Annotated in this window: 24 protein-coding genes; 11 read left to right on the forward strand and 13 right to left on the reverse strand. The window is 43.1% G+C overall.

Annotation, left to right across the window (positions count from 1 at the left end):
* The first annotated feature begins 285 nt into the window (after positions 1-285).
* The 3 genes from BCU91_RS07190 to BCU91_RS07200 all read left to right on the forward strand — a co-directional run bounded on the left by BCU91_RS07190 (position 286) and on the right by BCU91_RS07200 (position 5172).
* The gene (locus tag BCU91_RS07190; RefSeq protein ID WP_133126584.1) at positions 286-2586 is read left to right on the forward strand and encodes a carbohydrate-binding family V/XII; all 2301 of its coding nucleotides are present in this window, start codon (positions 286-288) and stop codon (positions 2584-2586) included.
* Positions 2587-2780: 194 nt separating this feature from the next.
* Positions 2781-3980, forward strand: a complete 1200-nt coding sequence (locus BCU91_RS07195; RefSeq protein WP_102531194.1) for a dicarboxylate/amino acid:cation symporter — start codon at positions 2781-2783, stop codon at positions 3978-3980.
* Between the two features lie 265 nt (positions 3981-4245).
* Positions 4246-5172 (forward strand): hypothetical protein, encoded by a 927-nt coding sequence (locus BCU91_RS07200; RefSeq protein ID WP_133126585.1) that lies wholly within the window; start codon positions 4246-4248, stop codon positions 5170-5172.
* A 38-nt stretch (positions 5173-5210) separates the two neighbouring features.
* On the opposite strand, the gene BCU91_RS07205 is transcribed toward BCU91_RS07200, so the two are convergent.
* Complete coding sequence (locus BCU91_RS07205) at positions 5211-5858, reverse strand: DUF2959 domain-containing protein (protein ID WP_102439865.1); 648 nt, start codon at positions 5856-5858, stop codon at positions 5211-5213.
* 27 nt (positions 5859-5885) lie between these two features.
* Positions 5886-6107, reverse strand: a complete 222-nt coding sequence (locus BCU91_RS07210) for a hypothetical protein (RefSeq protein ID WP_076538103.1) — start codon at positions 6105-6107, stop codon at positions 5886-5888.
* An 89-nt stretch (positions 6108-6196) separates the two neighbouring features.
* Here BCU91_RS07210 and BCU91_RS07215 point away from each other — a divergent pair, with 89 nt between their 5' ends.
* The 4 genes from BCU91_RS07215 to BCU91_RS07230 all read left to right on the forward strand — a co-directional run bounded on the left by BCU91_RS07215 (position 6197) and on the right by BCU91_RS07230 (position 8727).
* Entirely contained in the window at positions 6197-7075 is an 879-nt protein-coding gene (locus BCU91_RS07215) for a virulence factor BrkB family protein (protein WP_102439864.1), read from the forward strand.
* A 105-nt stretch (positions 7076-7180) separates the two neighbouring features.
* Complete coding sequence (locus tag BCU91_RS07220) at positions 7181-7750, forward strand: hypothetical protein (protein WP_102439863.1); 570 nt, start codon at positions 7181-7183, stop codon at positions 7748-7750.
* 69 nt (positions 7751-7819) lie between these two features.
* Positions 7820-8269, forward strand: a complete 450-nt coding sequence (gene dtd / locus BCU91_RS07225) for a D-aminoacyl-tRNA deacylase (RefSeq protein ID WP_102439862.1) — start codon at positions 7820-7822, stop codon at positions 8267-8269.
* A gap of 11 nt (positions 8270-8280) precedes the next feature.
* Positions 8281-8727 (forward strand): thioesterase domain-containing protein, encoded by a 447-nt coding sequence (locus BCU91_RS07230; RefSeq protein ID WP_102531196.1) that lies wholly within the window; start codon positions 8281-8283, stop codon positions 8725-8727.
* A 298-nt stretch (positions 8728-9025) separates the two neighbouring features.
* Here BCU91_RS07230 and BCU91_RS07235 read toward each other — a convergent pair whose 3' ends face one another.
* From BCU91_RS07235 to gmk, 10 genes are all read right to left on the reverse strand, one after another.
* A complete protein-coding gene (locus BCU91_RS07235) occupies positions 9026-9889 on the reverse strand; it encodes a DUF3014 domain-containing protein (protein WP_102531197.1) in 864 nt (287 codons plus the stop codon).
* Positions 9890-10039: 150 nt separating this feature from the next.
* Positions 10040-12115 carry an ATP-dependent DNA helicase RecG gene (gene recG, locus BCU91_RS07240; protein ID WP_102439867.1) on the reverse strand — a complete coding sequence of 692 codons (2076 nt, stop codon included), beginning with the start codon at positions 12113-12115 and terminating at the stop codon, positions 10040-10042.
* Positions 12116-12375: 260 nt separating this feature from the next.
* Positions 12376-13005: a response regulator transcription factor gene (locus BCU91_RS07245; RefSeq protein ID WP_102439859.1), complete on the reverse strand. Its 630-nt coding sequence runs from the start codon at positions 13003-13005 to the stop codon at positions 12376-12378.
* Positions 13005-14165: a sensor histidine kinase gene (locus BCU91_RS07250; RefSeq protein ID WP_102531198.1), complete on the reverse strand. Its 1161-nt coding sequence runs from the start codon at positions 14163-14165 to the stop codon at positions 13005-13007. The genes BCU91_RS07245 and BCU91_RS07250 overlap by 1 nt, the downstream gene beginning before the upstream one ends.
* An 80-nt stretch (positions 14166-14245) precedes the next feature.
* Positions 14246-14950 carry a hypothetical protein gene (locus BCU91_RS07255; RefSeq protein ID WP_102439857.1) on the reverse strand — a complete coding sequence of 235 codons (705 nt, stop codon included), beginning with the start codon at positions 14948-14950 and terminating at the stop codon, positions 14246-14248.
* Positions 14951-15126: 176 nt separating this feature from the next.
* Positions 15127-16782 (reverse strand): AMP-binding protein, encoded by a 1656-nt coding sequence (locus BCU91_RS07260; RefSeq protein ID WP_076538083.1) that lies wholly within the window; start codon positions 16780-16782, stop codon positions 15127-15129.
* A gap of 236 nt (positions 16783-17018) precedes the next feature.
* Entirely contained in the window at positions 17019-17402 is a 384-nt protein-coding gene (locus BCU91_RS07265; RefSeq protein WP_076538417.1) for a RidA family protein, read from the reverse strand.
* Positions 17403-17539: 137 nt separating this feature from the next.
* Positions 17540-19654, reverse strand: coding sequence for a bifunctional GTP diphosphokinase/guanosine-3',5'-bis pyrophosphate 3'-pyrophosphohydrolase (gene spoT, locus BCU91_RS07270; protein ID WP_102439856.1), 2115 nt, complete (start codon positions 19652-19654; stop codon positions 17540-17542).
* 13 nt (positions 19655-19667) lie between these two features.
* Positions 19668-19946 carry a DNA-directed RNA polymerase subunit omega gene (rpoZ, locus tag BCU91_RS07275; protein WP_102531199.1) on the reverse strand — a complete coding sequence of 93 codons (279 nt, stop codon included), beginning with the start codon at positions 19944-19946 and terminating at the stop codon, positions 19668-19670.
* Positions 19947-20005: 59 nt separating this feature from the next.
* Entirely contained in the window at positions 20006-20629 is a 624-nt protein-coding gene (gmk, locus tag BCU91_RS07280) for a guanylate kinase (protein WP_102476572.1), read from the reverse strand.
* A 355-nt stretch (positions 20630-20984) separates the two neighbouring features.
* Here gmk and BCU91_RS07285 point away from each other — a divergent pair, with 355 nt between their 5' ends.
* The 3 genes from BCU91_RS07285 (at position 20985) to yjjG (ending at position 24199) form a co-directional block, all read left to right on the forward strand.
* Positions 20985-22295, forward strand: a complete 1311-nt coding sequence (locus BCU91_RS07285; RefSeq protein WP_102439855.1) for a hypothetical protein — start codon at positions 20985-20987, stop codon at positions 22293-22295.
* A gap of 91 nt (positions 22296-22386) precedes the next feature.
* Positions 22387-23463, forward strand: a complete 1077-nt coding sequence (locus BCU91_RS07290; protein ID WP_102531201.1) for an aminoglycoside phosphotransferase family protein — start codon at positions 22387-22389, stop codon at positions 23461-23463.
* 55 nt (positions 23464-23518) lie between these two features.
* Positions 23519-24199, forward strand: coding sequence for a pyrimidine 5'-nucleotidase (yjjG, locus tag BCU91_RS07295; protein WP_102476571.1), 681 nt, complete (start codon positions 23519-23521; stop codon positions 24197-24199).
* A gap of 132 nt (positions 24200-24331) precedes the next feature.
* Here yjjG and BCU91_RS07300 read toward each other — a convergent pair whose 3' ends face one another.
* The gene (locus BCU91_RS07300; protein ID WP_102476570.1) at positions 24332-25186 is read right to left on the reverse strand and encodes a mechanosensitive ion channel family protein; all 855 of its coding nucleotides are present in this window, start codon (positions 25184-25186) and stop codon (positions 24332-24334) included.
* 593 nt (positions 25187-25779) lie between these two features.
* Between BCU91_RS07300 and BCU91_RS07305 the strand changes: the two genes are divergently transcribed.
* A protein-coding gene (locus BCU91_RS07305) for an IS3 family transposase (RefSeq protein ID WP_102531200.1) occupies positions 25780-26957 on the forward strand; the annotation gives its coding sequence in 2 pieces (ribosomal slippage) (positions 25780-26047 and positions 26047-26957; 1179 coding nt in all).
* The last annotated feature ends 8 nt before the right edge of the window (positions 26958-26965 follow it).

Below are 26965 nucleotides of genomic sequence, written 5' to 3' on the forward strand. Positions count from 1 at the left end.
GTTAGTAAAAAGCCCTTACTGGTTTCCAGTAAGGGCTTTTTTGATCTTTGCATATTCATAAAACGGCAGGGTGGATGGATATTTAGCAAAGTGGCTGTTTGATTTTTCTACAATCTATTTTACAAATTCAATGTGTTTGTCGGTATATTAAATGAACAAATAGATGCTAACTTGTTAATCATGACCAAATTGGCAATAAATGGATTTTACTACATATACTTAAATACACGCTTTTAATTATTAGTCGCGCATGATTAATAGCAAATGATTGCAAAATAAGGACTCATGATGATAACCAATATCAAACGTCTCTGGCTGCAAGTGCTAACTGTATGGATAGCATTGTTGCTATTACCCTTTTCGGCAGTAGCAATTGAATGGCCGCAAGATGTTGAAACGAAACTCGGCACCTTAGTGGTTTATCAGCCGCAGCCAGAATCGTTAGATGGCAATATCTTGATGAGCCGCGCTGCGATGTCATTTGAAGTGGAAGGTCAAGACGACCCTGTATTTGGCGCTTTTTGGTTTAGCGCTAGAATCGATACTGATGACGATGTTGCTTTGGTGCGTAATATTGAAGTGACCGAAGTGCGCTGGCCATCATCCACTGCCGAAGACCAGCAAACGTTCACCGATACAGTCTCAGAAGCGCTAGCGACAACTAGCTTCGAAATTTCCATGGAGCGCTTATCAGCCAGCCTTGAAAATGCTGAGCAGGTAAAACGCAGCTTAGATAATATTAACAACGATGCGCCAGAAATCGTCTTCAGTAATAACTTGAGCGTGTTGCTGTCCTATGATGGTGAGCCACAATTTAGTGAAATTGAAAATAGTCCCTATGAGCGAGTGTTAAATACCCCTTTTGCCGTTGCCCGTAATACGCAAACGAACAAGCTGTATTTAAGCAGTGGTACCTTTTGGTATGTGGCAGATGATCCTATGGGGCCATGGCAAGTCACATTGTATCCTCCTGAAGATTTGGTCAGCATGGTGAATACCGAGGATGAAGCCGCTAAAAGCACCGTCAATGCGCCGCAGATTATTACCACTAATGAACCGACTGAGTTAGTGGCCACTGATGGCTCACCCAATTGGCAAAGCCTGATTGATGGTAAGTTACTTTATGTCACCAATACCGAAACCCCATGGGTAAGAGAGACCTCCTCTGGCGATATGTATGTGCTTTTATCTGGGCGTTGGTTTAAATCTAAAAAGCAGGCCGGACCTTGGCAGTTTGTTAGGGCTGACAAACTGCCTGAAAGCTTTAACGATATCCCTCACGAATCTGATATTGGTGGCTTACGTGTCTCAGTTGCAGGCACTGATGAAGCCAATCAAGCAGTGCTAGATGCGCAAATCCCGCAAACTGCAGCGATTAAGCGTGATGAAGCCACACTGGAGGTTGAATACGATGGCGAGCCTAAATTTGAAGCGGTAACAGGAACATCAGTCTCCTATGCTGTTAATACCGCCACACAAGTATTGTTGATAAATCAAGCTTATTACGCTGTTGATAATGGGGTGTGGTTTACCTCAAAAACTGCCAAAGGCCCGTGGATTGTTGCTGATAATATTCCTGATGAAGAAATTGCCAAGATACCCGCAAGTTCGCCGGTTTATAACACCACTTACGTGCAGGTTTATGATTCAACCCCTGAAGTGGTTTACGTAGGTTATACGCCGGGTTATATGTGGTCATACCCTTATTATGGGGTGCCAATTTACGGTACCGGCTGGAATTACCCACCGTATCGAGGCCGTTATTATTATCCTCGCCCACCGACCTGGGGATTACATGTTGGTTATAATCCGTGGACAGGTTGGAATGTTGGCGTGAGCTGGAGCAACGGCTTTTTCAATGCTGGTGTGGTATGGGGAGGCGGTTATGGTTATCGTCGCCCATGCTGTGGTGGCTATTATGGCGGTGGCTATAGACGACCAGTGGTGATCAATACCGGTCGTATCAATATTGGTAACAGTATCAGTGTCGGTAATCGCACTAAAATGCATAATCATATGCGTTCGAACAAATTAGCTAATAATCGCGCTAGACCCAATAACCTTTACCATCGCGAGGCGAATCGTAAACGCTTAGCCAGCCCAAGTGTAGCCAATAAGCATTTTAATAAAGCGAAGGTAAATAAAAAGCGCACTAATGATGTGTTTGCCGATAAGCACGGTAATGTTGCCCGTGATAATAAAGGCAAGTGGGAAAATCGTAGCGATGGTAAGTGGAATAATGTGCCATCAAAAGCTCAAGGGTCTAAACCTAGCAATGTAAATAAACCGTCAAAGGGCAATAGTAGTAGTTTTCCTTCGACACGGCCATCTAGCACTACTCGTCCGGCGAGTAATACCCGTCCCGCCAATAATACTCGTCCTGTTACAAGTACGCGGCCATCAACCTCGATTCAACCGAGTCGAAATCAAACTAGCCACAGCCAACCGAGCCGTAATCAGTCGAGTAATATGAGTCACTCAATTAATCGAACTCGCTCGAGTAGCATAGATCATCAAAGTCTGAATCGTTCTCGACAAGCGCGTCAGTCAGGAATGACCAGAGAAGGGCGAAGCAGAGGAAAATAGCTGTTTATCGCAATTTAGCCAAAGCCCGCAGTCGCGGGCTTTGCTTGGGCGCATTAGTTCAGAGTCAAGTTTACAGCAGATAAGTTACTCGTCATCAATGCGCTGCAGTAAGCCCGGCCTTCATAGTAACGGCTTTTCGGCTATGATTAAAAATCAGCATATGCTCACTAGATCTTAATTATTGGAACCTCACCATGTGGAATGCCCTTCGCGCGTATCGCTCATCGATTATTTTACTCACAGCCCTGATGCTGGGCGGCATGTTGGGCTTAGTTGCCCCTGAGTTTGCCATTAAACTTAAACCCATAGGGCAAATATTTCTCAACTTGTTGTTTATGATTATTGTGCCTTTGGTGGCCGTTAGCGTGATGTCATCCATTGCCAAAATGACCGATTTAAAAAAGCTTGGCTCCATACTTGCCATCATCATGGGCGTGTCCATTGTCATGGCGATGATCCCCGCTGTAGGCATTACCTTGTTGGCGCTAGCATTTGACCCTGCCCAAGGAGTGACACTTGATTTAGCCGATACCGTTGAAACCACTGGCAGTATGGATTTTGTGAGCTTATTAACCACCAATGATTTTGTGGGCTTAATGTCTAAATCGAATATTTTAGCGCTGATCATTATGTCGCTGATCACCGGAATAGCGATTGGTCAATCAGGTGAAGACGGCCTCAAAGTTTCGGCATTATTGGATAGCTTTAATACCGTGATCATGAAAATCATAGCCATCTTAATGTACTTAGCACCAATTGGTTTAGGGGCTTATTTTGCCGCAACTATGGCCAGTCAAGATGCTGAGTTAATGGGCACATTTGCCCGAGCTATTGCGCTATTTTTAGTGGCAACCTTTTTGTATTTAACTTTAGGCTCAACGCTATATGCATGGATTGGAGGTGGAGGGAAAGGAGTAAATAATTTTTGGCAGCATATGTTAGCTCCTGCAGTAACCGCCCTAGGTACTAGTTCCTCTTTGGCCACCTTGCCAGTTAATATTCGCACAGCAAGTAAAATGGGTTTAAATGAGCAAATAGCTGAAATCAGCTTGCCGCTATTGGTGAATTTAAATAAAGGCGGCGCAGCGATGATAACCGCGCTTAAAATCGTATTTATCTATTCATTACTTGGGCTCGACTTTAGCGCGGATGTGTTTATGTTAACCATTTTGATTTCGGTGCTGTCAGCATTTGTCATTGGCGGCGTGCCTGGCGGGGCATTTTTAGGGGAAATCTTTATTGTGACAACCTTAGGCTTACCCGTCGAAGTGATCCCTATTTTGGTGGTATTAGGCGCCATTACCGATGCAGCATCGACTGTCATCAATGTGGTACATGATTTAACGGCCACTCAAATTATTCAACGGATTAATGGTAGGCATTATATAAATTGAATTAACTGAACTGAGTTTAAGGGGGATGTAAGTCGGAGCTTTAATTGGGGATACTCCCCCTTAACGTTGAACAAAATTAGAACCCATGCGGCAATCTGATTGCTTATTATAATCATACGCTGATTTTCGCTGTGCCTAAAAATGACTACATTGACCTGTATTAATCGCTAGGGTATTGATTTCACTGCAGCGCCATCAGGCGCGATTGCTACTTTTAGATTATTATTAGCTTGTTACGTATAATTTTATATAGGGATGGAATAGTTTGAGAAATGGATTTTTAAGCCAATTAGTACTGTTAATAATGCTGATGTTGGTCACTGCTAATGTCTTTGCGAATAATAAAGTTGGCAGCATAAACCTTCAATGTAATGACTGTAATTCAGATAAAAAATATCAAGCTGCAGCATTATCAGCGTTAGCCAATCGCCAGCACGCGTTTATGAATGTGGTTAACTTTAGCCAATTTGAGCTACGTAAATTTGAAGTAATTAAATTAATGGTTGAAGTGTGTAGTGACTATAATCGCTCTGCCACCCAAGGCATTTGCCAGTTTGAAGACCGCTCTACCATTATTCCCTTAGCGCCACAAAATCTCGAGCGTGAACAGTTCATTACTTATGCAGAGTATTTATATCAGCAGGACTTTTTTGAGCCGCTACAAATAAAGGTTGCTCCAGACATTGCCGCAACAGCATGGTCATTAGTTAATGATAAAGACCGAATAGTGCAAATTAATGCAGATTGGAAGCGTAAGATAACTTATTACCAGTTCAAAAAGATGTGGTTTGAAGCCTATATCCAAGGGGTTGAATATAATACCCCCATTGCTAATTTATCCCCTGAAATAACATTTGAATTTGCCGATAAATCGACGTTAACGTCACTCGTTAGCGGCTTTGATGATGAGCAAAGGTTACATTTTTCAGCTCGAAAGCTAAAAGATAGTAACAATAATCAGTTATCAATGACTGCAATTGCATCACTCAGTAATGGCGATACATTCCAGTTTGGCTCAGTAGAGACTGAGGCTTATCAAGTATTATCACACTTGGCTGCCTCGCAGGGTTTTATACTTGATCAAAAGCAGATGCTTACACATATTGAGGTGACATTGATTGCTTGCCGAGATGGCGTTAAGACTTGTTCTGAACTGGATAAATTGGCAACTAAAGAGAAAAGCAGCTTTTAAGTCAGGACTTAAAAGCTGCTCACTTTATTTTTAAGATGTTAACCCTTTTCCATGGCTTCAATAAACTTATTCGATTCAGCAATCGATTTGTTCATTTCGCTGATCAAGCTAGTAATATCTGATTGCAGGCTTTCAAACTCACCTTTAATGGCGCCAATGGCCTGCGCATTAAGGTTATGCTTTAAATACAACATATTGTCTTTCATAGCCGTCAGGATCGGAGGCATTTTTGCTTCGGCGCGGCGCATGCCTTTGACCAATGAATCGTAAGAGCGCTGGGTTTCATTCAATTTAGAGGTGCTATTACGGCGTAGGCTCGCTTTGCTGATTTCTTGAATTTCAGCTTGCCACTCTTCAAATAGAGCTTCAGCTACATCTTCAACTTTATCGATGCGATCGCCCACTTCATCAGCGGCTGACTGCGCTGAATCATATTCATCTTTAGCTTTGTTATAAGCATCTTCAAGATCGCCACCATCAAAGGCAAGTAACGCCTGCATTTCTTCTAACGCAGAACTAAATTGCTCTTGGGCTTCTTCTTGGGACTCTTTTGCTTCCTGGACGCGATCAACCATGATGTCACGCTTGTGGTAGCCGACCTTTTCCATGGCGCCATAATAAGCGCTTTGACAACCGCTAAGTAGTAAGCTGCTACTCAGTAATGCCAAGGATATCCATTTCTTCATTGTTTACTCTCTTATCGTATTATCGAATTAGTCGGCGGTAAATGTGGCAGCATCAATAATGCTCCAAAGGTGAAGTATGGCACCAATAATGGCTGGGATGATTAATACCCAGAAGAAGTAACATACTGCTGTAAGACAGAAAAATAGAATTGCAGCTATAATACGACCTTGAACCAGTTGACCTAAACCTGGGAAAAAGAAACTGGCGATGGCGGCAATCACATTACCAGCAGAACCTTGTTGAGACATTAAATCGCTCCCTTGGAGTGTAACTATCGTGTTATAACATTGTACGAATTAAAACGCAGAATTGAAAATAAAATAATCAAGAGAATATTGTGACAAATAAGATAGATGTAGCCTATATCCAACGAGTTTTTATTAGCATTTGGCAATTTATACTTCACCTTAAGCAGCGCTTGGTAGAAGATCAAATCAATGTCAAAGCCGGTCACTTAGCCTATGTGACACTATTATCACTAGTGCCAATGGTGGCGGTGACCATGTCGATGTTGTCGGCGTTTCCAGTATTTAAAGGTATTCGCGGTAAAATTGAGAGCTTTATTTACGACAACTTTTTGCCTGCCGCTGGCGATACCGTACAGGTTTATATCAATGAATTTGTTGAAAATGCCTCAAAGGGCACCTTTGTCGGGGTGATTGCGTTAGTGGTGGTGGCCTTGTTGCTGATTTCTGCTATCGATAAAGCGCTGAATAATATTTGGCGTACCACTGAAAGCCGCTCTTATATGGTGTCTTTTTCTATGTATTGGATGGTACTGACATTAGGGCCAGTATTGATTGGTGCCAGCTTAGTGGCAACCTCTTATGTGGTGTCATTAACGGTATTTGATAATAGCGAAATATCAGGCTTAATGACTTGGCTGGTTGAGCGTTTGCCGATGTTGTTTTCTGTGGCCTCGATTTTACTGTTGTATATGGTGGTGCCCAATAAAAAAGTGCATTTTTTACATGCCTTATTAGGTGCTGTGGTAGCGGCGATGCTATTTGAAGCGGGTAAAAAAGGTTTTGCCTTTTATGTGACGCAGTTTCCCAGTTATGAAGCCATTTATGGCGCGCTAGCCACCATCCCGATTTTGTTTGTGTGGATTTATGTGTCGTGGATAATTGTTTTATTAGGCGCAGAAATAACGGCCGCGATGCCTGAGTACCTCGATACCGGGATTTTTTCTACTTCAGAAGATAATGAGAAGTAACACAAGCATTATAAATACACCGACTGGGCTTAGCACTTGAGCCTGACATGAGTGTTAACTTGCGATACTTTATCGCTAGCAAAGATAACTTAACAAGGAACGAAAATGAAAAAATTGATACTTGCAGCATGCGTAATAGGGTTATCTGCTTGCGCCGCCACCGAAAATACCACAGAAGATACTGTAGTTTCTGCTGCTCCTAAGATGATCAACATGGCTAATATGAGCGATGAGCAAGCCGCTGAAGAATTATATAAAACGTTGCTAAACGCCAGTTACTTAGCCACTAAACTCAGCCCTAATAGTGTGGCGGTGCAATTTGGGGAAACTCAGTTTGTGCTGCAGCCTAGCATGAGTGAGCAAGGGGTCGATCGTATTCTTACCAATCGATTGTTTGCGGTGCATCCGCAATTACATGGCAGTAAAGAGCTATTGTTGTTAATTGGCTCACTAAACCAAAAGCTTAATTTTGCTAAGTTCGTCATTCGCGACAATGGGGCGGTGATCCAAGTACAAGGCGCTGCGACATTTGTTGATTCCATTGAACTGGAAGAATTACGCCGCTTTATGTTGTGGACTGATGAAGGCCTTAATCAAGTGGGTAAATCATTACCCAAAGGATCTGAGCATTTAATTAAACCGATCCCAGTGATGAAACAAGATATCGCTGGCTAAGGTTATTGTTGGTGTAGGTAAATCCGCAAGTAATCGCACAATTCTTCACGTAAGTATTAGGAAGTAACATTGATTGGCTTAATCCAAAGGGTGACACGTGCCAGTGTCACCATCGACTCTGAGCTAGGGCAAGAAGTCACCGGTAGTATCAATAAAGGTTTATTAGTGCTGCTTGGGGTGGAACGTGACGATGACATTGAGAAAATGCAAAAGCTGGCCAAAAAAGTCATCGGCTATCGTGTGTTTAGTGATGAAAACGGCAAGATGAATTTAAATCTGCAACAAGCTGGTGGTGAGTTACTGGTAGTGTCACAGTTTACCTTAGCCGCTGATACTGGCCGAGGGCTGCGTCCAAGCTTCTCCAGCGCTGCGACTCCAGATCAAGCCAATGAGCTATATGAAGCTTTCGTGGCTTTTTGTCGTGAACAAGGGGTGACAACTGCTACAGGCTCTTTCGGCGCAAACATGAAGGTAGAGTTAGTTAATGATGGTCCTGTGACCTTTAATTTACAGGTTTAAAGGAGCACATTATGGCGGCTAAAGAGCAACTTATTGAACTGCAAAACACTTGGTATCAAACCATTCCTTTGAGTGAGTTTATGCAAGTGCAGCCGCTGAGTTTTCAGCAGCAAACACTCACAGTTACCGCGCCGCTCGAGCCCAATATTAACCTGCATCAAACCATGTTTGCTGGCAGTATTTATACCCTGGCTACCCTAACGGGCTGGGGGATGATGTGGTTACAGCAAAAGTTGCAAGGTTTTAGTGGTGATATCGTATTAGCAGATGAACACATCCGCTATAGCGCGCCCATTACTGAAGCCCCCACTGCTAGTGTTATTTGGCCAGATGTTTCATTAGCAAGCCTTGCTGATGGCGGTAAGGTAAAAGTGAAACTTGAGGTACAGCTGCATTGTAAAGATAAGCTTTGTGCCAGCTTTACTGGGCTGTATTTTAGCATTGCTAAGTTAACTTGATTTAAGCTTTGCTCAAGATACTGTGGTGTTAGATCAGAAGATGATTTAAGTATTAATATGTCACTATCTGTTGTAGTCGCGATTAAGTCTAACTAATTTAATTTATTGCAGTTAATGCTGAATTGTTAATGGGTTAACTAATCAATTCGGGTAGACAGTGCCGTGAAGCTGAATTAGCATTGAATACTTTATCTAAAAAAATAGCGACACTCATGTCGCTATTTTTTATGCCATTGATTTAGATTGCGCATATTGGAACCTGCCATTGCAAATCATAACCCCAATGATAACGGTTCTATCAGTTGGCCATTTGCTGCTGAAGTTTTCTAATTGCCGTTTTAATTTTACGGCTATTTTCAGGTCCCATACGTACCATAAATTTTTGCACATTTGGCAGTGCTTCTAGTTTAGGGTCGACAAACTGATAATTGACACTGATAGAACTTAATTCAATCGGGTCTTCAATAATCGGCGCTGATAAGATCATCTCAAAGGCTTGTTGCATGCGCTCGTCAAATGACATGTCGCTATAACCTAGCTCTGCAAAAGCTTCGTCAAATATTGGTGTGAGTTCTTTATAAGTGTTGATTAACTGCTCGTCATTCATATCTGACATCATGTTGGCGTACAGGTCATAACGATGGTAACTGTCAGGGTTTAAATAGGTTTTGTTAGTTATTTCACTTACGGTGAATTTATCTTTAGGGCCTTTCAGTGGGCTGGCTTTACGGATCACTTCACCTTGAGCCATATTATCGACAAACACTACAAACTGACGGGCAATATCCTTTTTGACTATCAGTGGCTCAATTGTCATACCATCTGCCATATCAATGGTTTTTTGAGCAACAAAGTCATCACTTTCAGTCAGTGCAGGTAAGGGCTCTACCACCACTTCAGGTTCTGGTGTTTCAATGATGGTGGGCTCAATAACCTCTACAATCACTTCTTCAATGGGTTCTTGTTCAATAGGTTGTTCAGGCATCGGCTCTGGTAGTTGCACAGGTATTGGCGCTTCGACTTCAGGCGCTTTATCGGCCGAGAAGTAGAAATAGCCTGCACCAGCCAGTAAAACCGCAATGGTGATACCAATCACACCCGCGTTACTACCACTGGCGCGACTTGAGTGCGGTGTGGCTCTATCATTTTGATTGACTTGCATGTCTATTCCTTAGCTTTAAACGTCGAAAGGGAACCAATATCATTGAATTTGTTACATTTTCATTTGGTGGCATATAAGGCTTAAACCTTATTTTCATTCTGCAATAATCTCAACACTTGTCTAGTAATAATAGCCAAGGTTAACAATAATTTATGCTTGTACGTATTGCTGGCGATCCCCTAACCAACGTTGAACAATGCTGTCTACATTTTGTGGCACTTGTTGCATAACATGGGCCGCTAATTTTTGTGTGTTTTCAATCAGATATTGATCCCTGACTAAATCAGCGATTTTCATTTCTGCCAAGCCGGTTTGGCGGGTACCGAGTACTTCACCTGGGCCTCTTATTTCTAAGTCTTTTTGGGCAATAACAAAGCCATCGTTACTGGCCCTTAGTACTCCTAAACGTTTGGTGGCAGTTTGTGATAACGGTGCTTTGTACAATAACACGCAGTGGCTGGCAATAGAGCCTCGGCCTACTCGGCCACGTAACTGATGCAATTGCGCCAAGCCTAATCGCTCAGGGTTTTCAATAATCATTAAACTGGCATTAGGCACATCGACTCCCACTTCAATAACCGTTGTTGCCACTAATAAATGTAGTTCACCCGCCTTAAATTGGGCCATTATTTGCTGTTTTTCTGCACTTTTCATACGTCCGTGCACTAAGCCAACCTTTAATTCGGGTAGTAATTGGCTTAATTCTGCAGCGGTATCTTCAGCGGCTTGGCACTCAAGAACTTCAGATTCTTCAATGAGAGTACAAACCCAATAAATCTGCCGATTATCATTTAGCGCGGCTTGTTTTACCCGCTCGATGATTTGTTCGCGGCGATTATCGCTAATGGCAACCGTGGTAACAGGGGTTCTTCCTGGCGGTAACTCATCAATGATAGAGGTTTCTAAATCAGCATAAGCCGTCATCGCTAACGTGCGCGGAATTGGCGTAGCTGTCATTATTAATTGATGCGGATGAAAGCCTTGGCTGACGCCTTTTTCGCGTAATCCTAAGCGTTGATGGACCCCAAAACGGTGTTGTTCATCAATAATGATTAACGCGAGCTTATTAAAACTGACCTGCTCTTGGAAAATAGCATGGGTGCCAATTACCATGTTGGCGCTGCCATCGGCGATATCAGCCAATGATTGTGTTCTGGCTTTGCCTTTTAACTTGCCTGCTAACCAGCCCACTTTTAGCCCTAATGGTTCAAACCAGGCGGCAAAGTTGACTGCGTGTTGCTCTGCTAATAATTCCGTCGGTGCCATCATCGCCACCTGATAACCATTTTCAATGGCTTGCAGGGCTGCTAAGGCGGCCACTAAGGTTTTACCCGAGCCCACATCCCCTTGCACTAAGCGCATCATAGGTGTGGGCTTTTCAATATCAATACCGATATCAGCTACGACTCGTTGCTGGGCCCCTGTTGGCTTAAAAGGTAAGGCTTTTAAAAATGGATTTAATAGCTGGCCGGTGGCGGGTAAAGTCACCGCTTTATCAAGGTTATTGCGCTGACGTAATTGCAGCATACTTAAGTTATGGGCCAGTAACTCTTCTTGGACTAAGCGCTGCTGAGCGGGGTGCATGCCTTGCTCTAAATCGGCTTGGGCGATGTTATTGGGCGGTCGATGGATTAAGGATAATGCCTGACCAATGCTCATATTGTTGGGTTGCAGGGCTGGTGGTAGTAACTCTGTTAAGCCACCTTGATTGAGCATAGTTAGTGCCTGCTCGGTGAGCTTAATCCAACTGGCTTGTTTTAATCCTTCAGTCGAAGGATAAATAGGGGTCAGTGAATCACTCAGGGCTGGGTTTTCGCCAGCTTTAATGATTTTGTATTCTGGGTGGATTATCTCAAAATGGCGGTTGCCGCGCTTGATTTCACCATAGGCCCGAATTATCGCGCCGTTTTGCATGCCATTTCGCTGGGCAACCGAGAAGTTAAAAAACCGCAATGTGAGGTAACCACTTTCGTCGGCAATATTGCAGGTCAGCATACGTCTGCGACCCGGCACAATTTGGGTTGAGATGATTTCAGCTTCAACTGTGGCGTACATCGCGGGATAAAGAGCATTGATGGGATAGATTTGGGTGCGGTCTTCATAGCGCAACGGCAAATGAAACAGTACATCTTGCACTGTCTTAATGCCAAGCTTTGCCAGCTTTTCAGCGGCTTTTTTAGCGACGCCTTTTAAGTCGGTAATCGGTACCTGATCCAATGGTTGCAAATCTAGCATGCCTTTATCTATTGAGTTGACCACAGACTTCATCACTTAGACTTTGTTGATATTGTAAAGCTCGCTGATTAAAGTGAGTCATTCACTTTGGGGTTAACTTTGACAGTTATCCAAAGAGTTATACAGTCAACTTTATCGCCCTGATGCTTGTTAGCAATGATAGTACTGTAAATATATACAGATGTTATGGCTTATCTTAGCAGAGTTTTAATACAAGGCAATATTAATCCAGATATCAGGCTTAACTGCCTCTATAACCAGCCTTTTTGTTTAGCTATTCGCGCCGCATCTATGCGATTGGTGGCATTGAGCTTGGAGATCGCTTCAGAAAGGTAATTCCGCACAGTACCTTCGGCGATAAATAACTGGGCGGCGATATCACTGGTTGATAAGCCATCACTGGCTAATCGTAGCGCTTTTCTTTCTTTATCATTGAGTGGGTCAATATCACCAATGGCGCTGATCGCCAGCTCTGGATCGATAATTTTTTTACCTGCCATCACCTGTTTAATAGCGTTGACTAGACTTTCTGATGGCGCATCTTTTAGCAAAAATCCCTCGACGCCACAACTGAGTGCTCTTTTGATGTAACCTACGCGGCCAAAAGTGGTTAAGATGATGATTTTAGTTTTAGGTTGCATTGTTGCAGCCTCGGCTTGATATGCTGCGAGCCACTGAGCCAGCTCAACGCCGCTGTGACCGGGCATTTCAATATCACTGAGCAGCAAATCAAAATGCTGCTCTTTAAGCATTGCCATGGCTTGGTTACCATCTTCTGCTTCTGTGATATCGACTTCACCGAGTTCATCTTTGGCAAGGGTAAGTAGGGCTGATAATGCCCCGCGCACCATGGCTTGATCTTCTGCTAATAAAATCTTCATTAAGGCTGTTCCGTGTCGTTGTCAACTTTAGGTTCACTGACTTGCTCTGCTTCAAGGGGCAAACTGATGCTAAAACGGTAGCCATCGTTAATATGATAACTAAACTTGCCGCCCAATAAGTTCACTCGCTCTCTAATGCCTTTTAAGCCATTACCTTCTTTAATAACTTTGGTGTTAGCATTGTCACTTAGGCTAACAATAAGCTGCTTATCTAAGGTGTTAAAGCACCATACACATTGACTGGCTTGGCTATGTTTGAGCATATTATTAACTAATTCTGTCAACATTAGCCCTAGTTGAGTTTCTTGCAAAGGTGTTAATGGTGGTAATTTACCCTCGAGATGTACTTCAATTTCTTTTTGTCTTAATAAACTGCATAGTTGATTGACCGTATCTTGTAAGCCTTTATGTTTGTAATTAGAAACCGTTTGGCGAATTTCAGTTAAGCTGTTTCTGGCGATATCAGCAAGTTCCTGTAAATGCTGTTTTGCAACAGCAAGCTTTCCTGCTTCAACCAGTTTTTCGGCGAGTTGTGCTTTCAGTGCAATGGAAGATAAATTGTGCCCCATGATGTCATGTAAATCGCGCGCAATACGTTCACGCTCCAGTGCCGTTGCTAAGTTAGCGATTTCATCATTTGATTGTCTTTGTTGGCGCCTGATGCGTTCATTGTTATGCTCAACCACGCCAAATAGCCCCACCACAAAGGTGATTAACATACCGTATAGCGGAAAATAGTAAGCTTCATAGCCCACGATGTAATTAAGTAGCCACAGCCAAGTACTGATAAGAATAAAGCTAATAATGGCGGTGCGCAGTGAATAGAAAAAACCAATAAAAAAACCGGCAAAACTGAAAAATGAAATGGAGCCGCTGGTAAATATGGTGGCAATGCTCGCAGTGATGAGCATTAAAGCAATAGGATATTTCCCTTGAGCGGCTGAGCTTTTGTAAGCCCAAAAGTACCCATATAAGAAGGGAAATATGAGTAACAAGCTGACACCGACCCGAGCCCAATCATCCCGCATAAACCAAAGTGGAATAAAGTAAAAAATCAGATTGAGCAGATATACCCAAGCTGTTTTTTGTCGATAGGCTTGTTCTGGGTGAACGCGAGTGTTGCTACTATTGACCGAGTGTTTTGTATTGATATTAGACATGAAGCCTCCTTGCGAAGTTAGCATACTGCAACCGAGTCATAATGTGTATGTCTGCAGTAGCTAGCTTCAGCAGCATCGGATTAACGCGCTTGTTGTTTAAGTAAAAAATTTGCCCAAGCGTAATTAGGATCAATTTCTACAGCGTGTTGCCAATCATTAATTGCTTCTTTTTGACGACCTAATTCTTGCTTAGCGATTCCGCGCCAGGTGTACGCTTCAGTATGCCCCCAGCAGATATCAACACATGGCTGTTCATAAAAACGAATCGCATCAGTGGCATATTGCTCAGCCTTATCCATACCGCCGCCATATTGAGCGGGAGTATAAAAGGCGCTCATTGCTCTGACTAACGCAATACGGGGATTTTCAGGGCTGAGTTGTTCTGCTTGAGCCAGTAAAGCACTTACCTTCATTCCCAGAGATTGTCCTTTGCTTGAGTCATTGGCGATTTGCATACCGTAAACAGAAGCCAGTAGCGCCATTGACTCAGCATCGTCTTCACGGCTCAATACAGTTTCAAGTGTCGACTGTGCATCATTGAGGGCTTTTTTAGCCACTCCGCGCAGACCGCTAATATTGGCTGTAATGGCGATGCGATATTGTGCATAGGCGTGTTCATAATCCACAGATTGTTCGCTGAGAACCTTTAGCTGTTGTAGATCCATTGTGTTGGCTGCCATATCGATAGCGCCGATATCGGCATTGCTAGCACTACTGACTAACGTCAGTGTTACCGCCATGACGGTTGATTTTGAGATAAGAGATTTTAAGATTAGTGATGTCATGATTAACTCCGTTTATTGCATTTAAGGTGTGTTGCTACGGAGTTAGTATCTAACAAAGGGCTTGCACAGGGCAGACACAAACGTCACCAGTTTGAGGTGACAAATGTCATTGATAAAAAAGCCGCCGGCTTGTTAAAGCTTAGACGGCCAATATATTGAAGCGAATTACTGTGGTGCTAAATCTCGTCTTCCCAGCACACTTTAGCGCCGCGAATACCGTCAACTTTGGCACTGAACTGCTTTTCTAACACATGACGCTTAATTTTAAGTGTAGGGGTTAGGGCATCATTTTCAATGGTCCAAGGCTCTGTCACTACGACAATGGCATCCACAACTTCATGGGACTCAAGGTGCGGGTTAACTCCATCTAGGGTCGCTTTCAGTGACGCGCGCACTTCTTCGCGGGCTTGCAAGGCTGAGCCTTCAGATAATTGCACTAAGGTGATCGGGTGCGGTAAGCCTGAGCCAATGACACAAAGTAGCTCAATGTGCGGATCTTGGGCTATTTTACGCTCAATAGGCACCGGCGCCACATACTTACCTTTAGAGGTTTTAAAGTTATCTTTAACGCGGCCAGTGATAGAAATGTAGCCATCTTCATCGATTTCACATAAGTCACCCGTATGGAAAAATCCATCAGCATCAAAGCATGCTGCTGTGGCTTCTTCTTGCTTGTAATAACCTGTCATCAAACCTGGGCTCTTAACCATTAACTCACCTTCATCGGTGCGGCGAACTTGGCAGCCTTCAACAGGGCGACCCACGCTACCAATTTTTGAGGCATTAAATGGGAAGTTAATAATTGAGTAAGCACAGTTTTCGGTCATGCCCCAGGCTTCTGAAATATTCATGCCGATTTTGTTGTACCACTCTAATTGAGATGGTGGGATGGGGGCTGATCCTGAACCTAATAAACGGCAATGCTCTAAGCCTAAACCTTTTTGGATTTTACGTTTAACTAAGCCGCTAACCAGTGGGATTTTAAGCAATAAATCCAGCTTGCTTTGGCCAATTTTATTGACAATATTGAGCTGAAACAGGGTCCATAAACGCGGCACCGAGAAAAAGACCGTCGGGCGGCATCGCTGCACATCAGCCACAAAAGAATCTAAACTTTCTACAAACGCCACCGACGAGCCGGAGTAAAAAGACGATCCTTGAATCGCTACCCGCTCAGTAATGTGCGCTAAAGGCAAGTAGGATAATAATCTGTCTGTGGTATTGGTTTTTAAATCGCGCACAACCGCTTCACAAGTCCAGCCGTAACTGCCGAAGGTTTGCATTGCGCCTTTTGGTTTACCAGTAGAGCCCGAGGTGTAAATGAGCGTCATCATTTGATCGCTACTAGGCGTAGGCGCATCCACTAATGGTTGCCCTAACTCAAGCAGTTTTTCCCAATGATATTGCGCTGGCATGGTGTCATAAGGTAAAGCTAAACGGAGGATTTCACCGCCGACACCGGCTTCTTGGTCGGCCCAAAAATCAAGTTTTCCGGTGAAGATAGCTTTAGCGCCACTGTGTTCTAATACATAGCGGATCATTTCAGCGTTAGCAGTGGGATAGATTGGCACACTGATGTAGCCGCCGTGCATAAGGGCAAGATCGGTAATAAACCACTCGGCACAGTTTTTAGAAAGCAGAGCAACTTTGTCACCCGGTACTAGACCTAAGTGGCGTAATGCGCCTGCAATTTGTTGTACCTTTTGCTGAACTTCTCCCCATGTGAAGTCAACAAACTGGCCGTTAATTGGTTGTCGTAAATATACGGCATCCCCTTGGGTTTCAGCCCAATGAGATAACATTTCTACTGGCGTTTTTATTAGATTTTCCATCGACAATTCCATGTTCTTTTTGTTTTTAATGTAGGATGCATTTATTTGTAGTTTGCTAATGCAATCATCTCAGTATGGCTATTTATCAGCCTATTCGCAAACGCGAGAACAACTTAACGAGATAATTTCTACTTATAAACTAGCATGTTTCACTGAAAGTTAAATACCTCTTGAGTAATAGCTCTAATAAAAAAGGGTGCCAATGGCACCCTTCAGGATAAAACTCGGTTTGTGAGCTAGATCTCCATTATTCCATCCATTTCCACTAATGAGCCTTTTGGCAGCTGTTTTACCCCGATTGCAGCACGTGCTGGATAAGGTTGAGTAAAGTAGCGCGCCATGATTTCATTAACGGTAGCGAAGTGAGATAAGTCGGTTAAAAAGATATTCAGTTTAACGATATCAGCCATAGTGCCGCCAGCGGCATCACATACTGCGGTTAAGTTTTCGAAAACCTGTACAACCTGCTCAGAGAAATCATCGCTAACCATTTCCATGGTGCTTGGTACGAGTGGGATTTGGCCTGAAAGGTAAACAGTGCTACCTACTTTTACAGCTTGAGAATAGGTGCCAATTGCTGTTGGAGCTTTATCGGTTGCGATGATGATTTTTTCTGCCATGACGCCCTCTGCGATCAAGTAAATGAATGATGTCATCCCTAAGCTGTTATCTAACTTAGGGATTTAGGGGATCAATATTACTAACGTTTGTGGCAGGTGCGCAAGACTTCTGCAGTGCAGAAGTCTTGATTGATTTATTAGCGGTTACGTGAGGTGCGCAGGACTTCAGGTAATACCCTAATGCGGCGCATAACATTGGCCAAATGAACACGGTCGTCGACTGAGATCCGCAGGTTAATGAGATAGACTCTGCCATCACGCTCTTCAGTGCTCAAGTTATGAATATTTGAGCCGGCGGCAGCAATAATACTGGTGATTTTTGCCAGTGCGCCTTGATGATTGACAATTTCAACTCGCAGATTGGCTTGATAGCTTTCACCTTCAACGTTATCCCAATGTACTGGGATATATTTGTCTGGCTCGCTTTGATAACCACGGATATTTGAGCAATTTTCCATGTGTACCACAAGGCCTTTGCCTGGGCTTACATGGGCGATGACAGCATCACCTGGAATTGGACGACAGCAATTTGCGAAGGTCACCAACATGCCTTCAGCGCCGCGAATAGGCATCAAGTGCTCTTCGGTTTCGCTATCTTCATTCTTAGTGGTGAGCTTGTGACCCATTAAGCGCTGGGCAACCACAATGCTCATGGCATTACCTAGGCCGATATCAGCCAATAACGATTCAAGATTGTCATGCTTAGTTTCAGCAATAACTTTTTTAAGCTGCTCTAAGGTGATGTCATCAAGCTTGTTTTCACCTAATGCGTGGTTCAGTAGCCGTTTGCCGAGCGCCACAGCATCGTCACTGGTTAAACTTTTCAAGACTTGACGAATTTTACCGCGGGCTTTACCTGTTACGACAAAGTTAAGCCATGCAGCATTAGGTCTTGCGCCTTTAGCTGTAATAATTTCAACGGTTTGGCCTGATATTAACGGCTGACTTAATGGATAAGCTTGACGGTTAACACGGGCGCCGACACAGGTGTTACCCACATCGGTATGGACTTCGTAAGCAAAGTCGACCGCTGTTGCATTCACCGGCAGCTCTAAAATGCGGCCTTCTGGGGTGAATACGTATATTTCTTCAGGGAATAGCTCAGTTTTAACATTTTCCACAAACTCAAATGAGCTACTGGCGCTTTGTTGTAGCTCCAGCAAGCTTTGCATCCACTTATGGGCGCGAACTTGGGTGGTACTTTGTTGTGAACTACTGGTGCCGCTCTTATACATCCAATGAGCAGCAACCCCTTTGTCCGCCATCAGGTCCATTTCTTCAGTACGTATTTGTACTTCAACAGGAACCGCATGGGGGCCAAATAATGAGGTGTGCAATGATTGATAACCATTGGCTTTAGGAATGGCAATATAATCTTTAAAGCGACCGGGATGAGGCTTATAAAGACCATGCATGGCACCTAATACACGGTAACAGGTGTCAATGGAATCGACCATGACTCTGAAGGCATAAATGTCCATGACTTCTTGAAACTGCAGTTCTTTTTTACTCATTTTAAGGTAAATTGAGTAAAGGTTTTTCTCACGACCTTTGACCTTGCAGTTAATTCCAGCATCTTCAAGGCGAGAGGTTATGGCAGTTTCAATACTGTTAATCAGTTCTTTTCTATTACCACGGGCTGCTTTTACGACTTCTTTTAAAACGCGATATCGCATCGGATAATAGGCTTGAAAACCTAAATCTTCTAATTCGCTTTTGATATTGTGAATACCAAGACGGTTAGCAATCGGTGCGTAAATCTCTAAGGTTTCACGGGCAATACGACGACGCTTGTCAGGACGTAATGCACCCAAAGTTCGCATGTTATGCGTTCTGTCAGCAAGTTTGATCAAAATAACGCGAATATCTTGCGTCATTGCCATCATCATCTTGCGGAAGTTTTCAGCTTGGGCTTCTTTTTTATCGCGGAACTTGATTTTTTCAAGTTTAGACACGCCTTCGACCAGTTCAGCCACGGTTACGCCAAATAGCTCAGTGAGTTCTTCTTTGGTAACTGGGGTATCTTCGATGGTGTCGTGAAGCAGTGCAGCCATTAACGTCTCGTGATCAAGACGCATATCTGCAACGATGCGGGCTACCGCAACGGGGTGGGTAATATAGGGCTCGCCACTTGTGCGCATTTGCCCTTCATGGGCATCACGCGCAACAATGTACGCCTGCTTGAGTAACTCTACTTGCGCTGGTTCTAAATAACCAGAGGCAGACTCCTTTAGACCTTCAAACAGATACAAGTGGCGCTACTCCTTAAAGTGAACGGCCTTCAGCAATTGCTGCAACAGCGGCAATTTCAGCTGCTTCGCGTTCACGTACAGTTTGACGCTCATCAGCGTCTAATGTGTTAGAGGTGACTAAACCTAATTCGATTTCGCGCAGGGCGATAACCGTTGGTTTATCATTCATCTCTTCAACCATTGGGTCTTTACCTTGCACAGCGATTTGGCGTGCACGACGCGCTGCAACCAGGATCATGTCAAAACGGTTGCCGATTTGTTCTACGGCGTCTTCTACAGTTACGCGAGCCATGTGGTGAAACTCCAGTGTTATCTATGGGAAAAAGTGACGCAAATTGTACTTAATGACAATTAGTCTGCCAACAGATCGTTAATCATACCATTATGAGTATGGATCTGACTAGCACAGGTTGATCTTTGGCTGCGAATGATCGCGCGCAGATCGTCTAGTGCGGTATCAAAGTCATCGTTTACAATAATATAATCAGCGTCTTTATAGTGTGACATCTCAGATACAGCCTCAGCCATACGTCCGTCAATCACGTCTTGGCTGTCTTGTCCTCGGCCAGTTAGGCGGCGTTCAAGCTCAGCTTTTGAAGGGGGTAATATAAATACCCCAACGGCCTCAGGCATTAGCTTTTTAACTTGCTCTGCGCCTTGCCAATCAATATCTAAAAAGACATCAATACCGTTGGCTAATGTTTGCTCAATGACCTTGCGGGATGTGCCGTAATAGTTACCAAACACTTCTGCCCATTCAAAAAAAGCTTCATCAGCGATGAGCGCTTTAAATTCTTCAACGCTGGCAAAGTGATAATGTTGACCATTAACTTCACCAGGACGTGGTTGACGGGTAGTGTGTGATACAGACACTTGCATGTCGCTTGGCTTATCTTTTAATAAAGCAGAGATAAGCGAAGATTTACCGGCGCCACTTGGGGCAGACACAATAAATAGATTTCCTCTCGCGCTCATAGTGCAAATTCCAACCAGATTATTTTACAGGGCGAGTATTATACTCAAAGCATGGCAATTTGCGAGATTTGTGATGGAAAAAACTGCATAAATCTGTGGTTATTAGCGGCGATTTTTTTCTAACCTTAGTAATACATTGATTAGTTTAATGCATAGGCTTAAAGACCTAAGGCTATTTCATTTTGTCATATTCGTTAATAAAAAAATGAACTGGCAATGTTAATGGCGCTAAATGGTTTGTGATTGATGTTTTTACAATTAATTTTGCGGCAAATGCAGTGGTTTCGCTGACTTTAGTGATGAAATTGTTTAGTCTGCTTATATAGTTTCTGTTTATTTATTATTGGGATTTCTTGTGTCATTTTCATCCTTATTTTGTCGCCAAGGCCGAGATAACGGTCAAAGAGTGTTGGCTGTGCAATTATCTTGTTTGATTTTTGTATTAATCATCGCGCTGTTATTTGCTCATTCTGTTACCACTATTATTGCAGGGGTAGTGGCGCTGCCCATTAGTGCTTTAAGCAGCTTACGCCGTTTACGAGACGCAGCTAAGCCAAGCTCTTTGGTGGCAATCCCAACCTTGTTATTGTTATTTTTTAGCCTTTCTATTGCATTTAGTTTTCCTGTTGCTGTGTCAGTGACCATTTTTATTTTAGCGGCCATAGTGAGCGCTGGTTTTGCGTGGTTTTCAGCACCCAAGAGCAATAGCCGTAATCAAAACCGCAGAAATAATTTTTATGTTATGGGCTATCAAGGCCCACATGCTAAACCTGTTGCAGGCGCTCAGAGAGTAAGGCAGCGTCAAGAACCGACCATTGGACATGGCAATAACACCAGTCTTAGGGCTGAAAGCCCTGACGCTGCCAACGTTGATAGCGCAAACTCTGATATTGAAAGCTTTGATAACAACAGTTTTGATGACGAACTGGGCCATGAGCCTGGTTATCAGCACGAAACCGTTTATAAAGAGTCTGAGCTTAATCCGTTTAACCATTCTGCAAATAATGCAGCTGGATACAATAGCGAAACAGACGAGGCTAGGTATCAAGCTGATGAAAAGCCCAGCTACCGAGTTGACCGAGGCGCATTAGAGTCAGGTTCGATGACAGAATTACTTAAATCTTGGTTAGTGTGGGCGCAAGATAATAAAAAAATACTTATAATGGCGGCAAAAGCTATAGGGGTTATGTGTGCAATTGGCCTAGTTATCTATCTAATTAGCTTATTATTTACTGGCACAGAAAAAACCGAAATTGTACCTGTTGAAACCGCAGCCATTGAGCAACCATTAGCAAGCAATGAAACTGCGCGAGTAAAACTGCCTGATGGTTTTTGGCTTATCTTACAAGAAGATATTTTAGTGTTACGCTGGTTAGGTGATGAAGGTGATGCCCAGTCTATTTGGCGTTTAGATACAGCCCAAGGCGATAAACGCTGCGCCGAATTAGTCTTTAATGATGGCAGTAAATTTAGGCCCATTAGCGTTGATTTAATGGCAGATAGCGGCACCGAAGCGCGCTTTTCACCGCTGGATAATACCAAGCTCATCAACAATGTTGCCATGCGTGGTAGCTTCAAACTGTGTGGTTATAACTTTAGCCTGAAAGGCAGCCAAGCCACATTATCCTCTGAGCCTGCATTTGGCCAATTTATGAAAAGCTTATAAGAGCTTAAATCGCAGCACAACAGGTGACTAGTGTTGCCGGCTGCGATGGCTTAAACTGTTTGGCTTGCAAAGAAAAGATATGGAGTGTTGGGTGGTTGAGTTTATTAGGCAAACAATTTTGCCTTTATATGGAATTGCAGCATCAGATGTAACAAGTGCCACTATTGCGCCTTTGGGCAATGGTCATATTAACCAAACCTATTTGGTTAAGTGGCCAGCAGGGCAAATGGTGCTACAGCAAATTAATACCACAGTGTTCACCAAACCTGACGTGTTAATCGACAATGCTGCTAAAGTGAGTCATCACCTCATCCAAAAATCTACCTTGGGTGAATACCAGCTCGATGTTATTTCGCCTGTGGTTCTTAAAGATGGAAGTTTGTCGGTAAACCTTGGTGATAAAGGTTATTGGCGAGCCATTAGCTATTTAGCCAATAGCCATACAATTGAAGTGGTGACTAATCAAGATGAAGCCAAAATGGCCGCCAGCGCTTTTGGTCATTTTGCACATGCATTGAGTGATTTAGATGCTAATAGCTTACAAGATGTTATTCCTAACTTCTTAAACCTTCCTCTTCGTATCCAACAGCTTAAACAAGCGGTTGCTGATGATAAATCTCAGCGCTTAGCAGATTGTCAGCAATGGGTTGATTTAGTGTTATCGCAACAAGCCTTATTTGCTGAGCTCGCCCAAGTGGAGCAACAACTGCCACTTCGTATTTGCCATAACGACACAAAAATCAACAATATGCTGTTTGATAAGCGTGATATGTCTAGCATGGCAGTCATCGATATCGACACCTGCATGAAAGGCTACTTAATGTATGACTTTGGTGACATGGTACGGGCGTTTTGCTCACCTGAGGAAGAAGACTCTACAGCGCTCGATAAAGTCATTGCTCGCCCTGAGATTATTAAAGCAGCCACTCAAGCCTATACCGAGCAGTTATCTGCAATATTAACACCGCTGGAAAAACGCAGCCTGTGGTTAGGCATTAAAGTGATGGCGTTGATGCTAGGTTCGCGGTTTTTAACCGATCATTTAAATGGTGATGTGTACTTTGGTATTCATCGTGAGGGCCATAACCTCGATCGCGCGGCAAACCAGTTAACCATATATAACAGCTTGGTTGTCCAAGAAGCGCAATTAGTGACGCTATTTGAATAATAACTAGGCTGTTTCAAATCATTTTCATAAACCAAAACGTCGATAAGGCTGAACCATGAAGTACCAATGGATATTGTTTGACGCCGATGAAACCCTGTTTGATTTTGATATATTTAGCGGCCTAAAGCTGATGTTTTCACACTTTGATATTGATTTTAACGCCAGTGATTTTGAATTTTATCAATCGGTAAACAAGCAGCTTTGGCTGGATTATCAACAAGGATTAATTGATGCCGCGCAGCTGCAACACACCCGCTTTTTACATTGGGCTGAAAAGCTCAATGTCACTACCAAGCAACTTAACAGTGATTTTTTAGCGGCCATGGCCGATATCTGTCAGCCATTACCGGGGGCGAAACAGCTGGTTGATAGCCTAAAAGGCAAAGCCAATTTAGGCATAATCACCAACGGCTTAACTGAGCTGCAAAATGTGCGCCTTGAACGCACCGGCTTTAAGTCGTCATTTGAGCATGTGGTGATTTCTGAAGAGTTTGGTAAAGCCAAACCCGATGTCAGTATTTTTGAGCATACCTTTAAGCTGATGGGTAACCCTGAAAAGCACAATATTTTGATGGTGGGCGATAACCTGCATTCAGATATTTTAGGCGGCGTTAATGCTGGGATTGATACCTGTTGGCTCAATCATCACGGTAAACAAACCGTCGATGGCATTACGCCAACGTTTGAAGTCAAAGACCTACAGCAACTACATGATGTACTGCATTCAGTGAGTTAGATAGCTCGATTTTTAGCATAAATAAAGCTACTCGATTGAGTGGCTTCTTTTTGGGTAAATCTTTAGCTCAAAGTATCAGCTCGAAGCATTATCCCTGAACATTAGCCCTGAACATTAGCCTAGCAGGTTAACTCAAGCACTCGTTTCAGCCGCTTTAGGAAACGCCTCATGATAGGCAATCATAAAGTCTTCTCTAATGTGTTGCTCTAAATGGGTTGCCCGTTCAGTGGGGCAAAAAATCATAATATGCACCATTTGCTCACCCGCAGGGCCGCTATGGATATGAATATGTGGCTCAGGTCCTGGCAGGTCAACGCCAGCATGTCTTTCAATAATATTATTATAGCGAGTTGCTACTTCAAAAAAGTCTTCACAGTGGGCTTCAATCTTGCTGGTTAATGCAGGAAACAGCGGATACAAGTTTACAAACTCAACCACGGTAATGGAAAAGCTATGGTAAACATAACGCTTCATGAAATTGAGGTTTTTCACCGCATAACTAAAAAACATACTATTAGGGAAGGTGACTGTTTTACCGGTGTAATGGTACTGACCATGGTGCAAGTCGATTTCTTGGATCACCGTCGCCATTAAGTTGTGTTCAATGACCTCGCCGCACAGCTTACCCACTTCAATCCAGTCACCGATGACAAATGAGCGCGAACTCGCCCGCTGAATGGAGCCAGTAAAACACAGAATAATCTCTTTTGACGCCACCACAAAGGCAATGGCAATCGCGGTCACAGACAGCGCGAACTTATTGATTTCTGTCTGCCACAGTAAAAATAAAATCATCACGATTAAGATGAAAGTGCCGTTTTTAGTCCGCGACATCCACTTACGCTGCCCTTCGCTCACAAAAGCGATATCACCACGAATTTTAGACACCACAAAGCGTTTAAGCATCGACAGCAATAGGATGATTAATACGGTAACAAACAACTTATAGGTTGCTAAAAAATCAATGACGATAGTGAGTTGTTCCACAAAACCTTCTTAAATAACGATAACTTGGTGATAATTCAGCGATAAGACTCACTGTAACATAGCTAGTGATTAAGTCAGCTTTGACCAGTGTTTTATCTACGATATTCGTGAATTAGCCTTTTTTATTAACAATAGAATGCACTTAAGGAAGCTGAAATGTATTGGAGTACCAGCTCATGAAGTATCCCTTAATGCGATATAACCTATGGGATAGTCATTAAGGGCTCAAGGCACCAAACAAGCAATCAAACTCACTATGGGTTAGTTTTACCTGTTGTAGCGTGTGAAACGAAGGTTGTTATAAGGCCTACAAACTTTACAAACTAAAATAGAAAGCCCAGCATTCGCTGGGCTTAGTTTTATAAAACGTGTGTAAAATGCTTACTCAACGTTCTGGATCTGAATGTTTATAATTTAAATTGTTACTTTATTATCAGAGGCTTAATCTTTGCCTTGCAAGTGATTCGCATTGAAACCCACCATTTTACCCACCCCTAACACATTGTTAAGTAAATAAGCTATGTAGTGGCATAGTTAATTTGGCCACCTAGTTAGAGGTGATATCATCACCTCATAAGTTAACAGGTGACACTATGAAAAAACGTACAAGAAGACTTTTTAGTGCAGAGTTCAAACTTGAATCTGCACAACTCGTGCTAGATCAGAATTACTCAATTGTTGAAGCTGCTCAAGCTATGAATGTGGGCAAATCAACCATGGATAAGTGGGTACGACAATTAAGAGAAGAGCGACAAGGTAAGCAGCATAAAGCATCACCTATATCACCAGAACAAGTTGAAATTCGAGAGTTAAAAAAGCAACTAGCTCGCCTCCAGGAACACAACGAAATATTAAAAAAGGCCACAGCTCTGTTGATGTCGGACTCACTGAACAATTCCTAATAATTGAGAAACTCAGGCAGAGCTATAGCATAAAAACATTATGCGAAGTGTTCAGTATTCATCGTAGTAGTTACAAGTATTGGAGAAAGAGACCAATAACCATTAACGCAGATAAGGTTAAGCTTCGCAGCCTAGTCAGCGAAGTACACACTGCAAGTAATGGATCGGCAGGTGCTAGAACGATTGCAGATATGGTTAGCCAGCAGGGTGTCTCGCTAAGCCGTTATCGTGCCACTAAGTTGATGAAAGAGCTTGGTATAGTTAGCTGCCAGGTACCTAGGCACAAATACCGAAAAGCGACACTAGAACATATTGAAATCCCTAATCACCTAGGTCGACAATTCGCTGTCACAGCTCCGAATGAAGTCTGGGTTGGTGATGTTACCTACGTGTGGGCTGGTAACCGTTGGATGTACTTAGCTGTGGTGATTGATCTATTTGCACGTAAAGTGATTGGCTGGGCTATGTCGTTATCACCTGATAGTCGTTTAACTGGCAAAGCGCTTTCGATGGCCTATGAAGGTCGTGGTAAACCTAAAGATGTTATGTTCCATAGCGATCAAGGGACTCACTATACAAGCAGAAGATATCGGCAACTATTATGGCGATACCAGCTCAAACAAAGTTTATCTCGACGTGGGAATTGTTGGGATAATAGTCCTATGGAACGTTTTTTTAGGAGCCTTAAGACAGAATGGATACCAACTACAGGGTATCGTAATTTTACTGAAGCGCAGAATGAAATTACACGATACATTATTGGATATTATTGTCAGCTTCGGCCGCATCAATATAACGGCGGGCTGACGCCCAATGAGTCAGAACGATTGTTCTGGTTAAACTCTAAGACTGTGGCCAATATTTCTTGACCACTACA

Source organism: Shewanella sp. 10N.286.52.B9, from assembly GCF_002873635.1.
Taxonomy (GTDB): Bacteria; Pseudomonadota; Gammaproteobacteria; order Enterobacterales; family Shewanellaceae; genus Shewanella.

What these genes read in the sequence shown, in the direction of transcription:
- BCU91_RS07190 (WP_133126584.1), top strand. Translation starts at nt 286, where the DNA reads ATGATGATAACCAATATCAAACGTCTCTGGCTGCAAGTGCTAACTGTA.
- BCU91_RS07195 (WP_102531194.1), top strand. Translation starts at nt 2,781, where the DNA reads ATGTGGAATGCCCTTCGCGCGTATCGCTCATCGATTATTTTACTCACA.
- BCU91_RS07205 (WP_102439865.1), bottom strand. Translation starts at nt 5,858, where the DNA reads ATGAAGAAATGGATATCCTTGGCATTACTGAGTAGCAGCTTACTACTT.
- BCU91_RS07210 (WP_076538103.1), bottom strand. Translation starts at nt 6,107, where the DNA reads ATGTCTCAACAAGGTTCTGCTGGTAATGTGATTGCCGCCATCGCCAGT.
- BCU91_RS07220 (WP_102439863.1), top strand. Translation starts at nt 7,181, where the DNA reads ATGAAAAAATTGATACTTGCAGCATGCGTAATAGGGTTATCTGCTTGC.
- BCU91_RS07230 (WP_102531196.1), top strand. Translation starts at nt 8,281, where the DNA reads ATGGCGGCTAAAGAGCAACTTATTGAACTGCAAAACACTTGGTATCAA.
- BCU91_RS07235 (WP_102531197.1), bottom strand. Translation starts at nt 9,889, where the DNA reads ATGCAAGTCAATCAAAATGATAGAGCCACACCGCACTCAAGTCGCGCC.
- BCU91_RS07245 (WP_102439859.1), bottom strand. Translation starts at nt 13,005, where the DNA reads ATGAAGATTTTATTAGCAGAAGATCAAGCCATGGTGCGCGGGGCATTA.
- BCU91_RS07250 (WP_102531198.1), bottom strand. Translation starts at nt 14,165, where the DNA reads ATGTCTAATATCAATACAAAACACTCGGTCAATAGTAGCAACACTCGC.
- BCU91_RS07255 (WP_102439857.1), bottom strand. Translation starts at nt 14,950, where the DNA reads ATGACATCACTAATCTTAAAATCTCTTATCTCAAAATCAACCGTCATG.
- BCU91_RS07260 (WP_076538083.1), bottom strand. Translation starts at nt 16,782, where the DNA reads ATGGAAAATCTAATAAAAACGCCAGTAGAAATGTTATCTCATTGGGCT.
- BCU91_RS07265 (WP_076538417.1), bottom strand. Translation starts at nt 17,402, where the DNA reads ATGGCAGAAAAAATCATCATCGCAACCGATAAAGCTCCAACAGCAATT.
- rpoZ (WP_102531199.1), bottom strand. Translation starts at nt 19,946, where the DNA reads ATGGCTCGCGTAACTGTAGAAGACGCCGTAGAACAAATCGGCAACCGT.
- gmk (WP_102476572.1), bottom strand. Translation starts at nt 20,629, where the DNA reads ATGAGCGCGAGAGGAAATCTATTTATTGTGTCTGCCCCAAGTGGCGCC.
- yjjG (WP_102476571.1), top strand. Translation starts at nt 23,519, where the DNA reads ATGAAGTACCAATGGATATTGTTTGACGCCGATGAAACCCTGTTTGAT.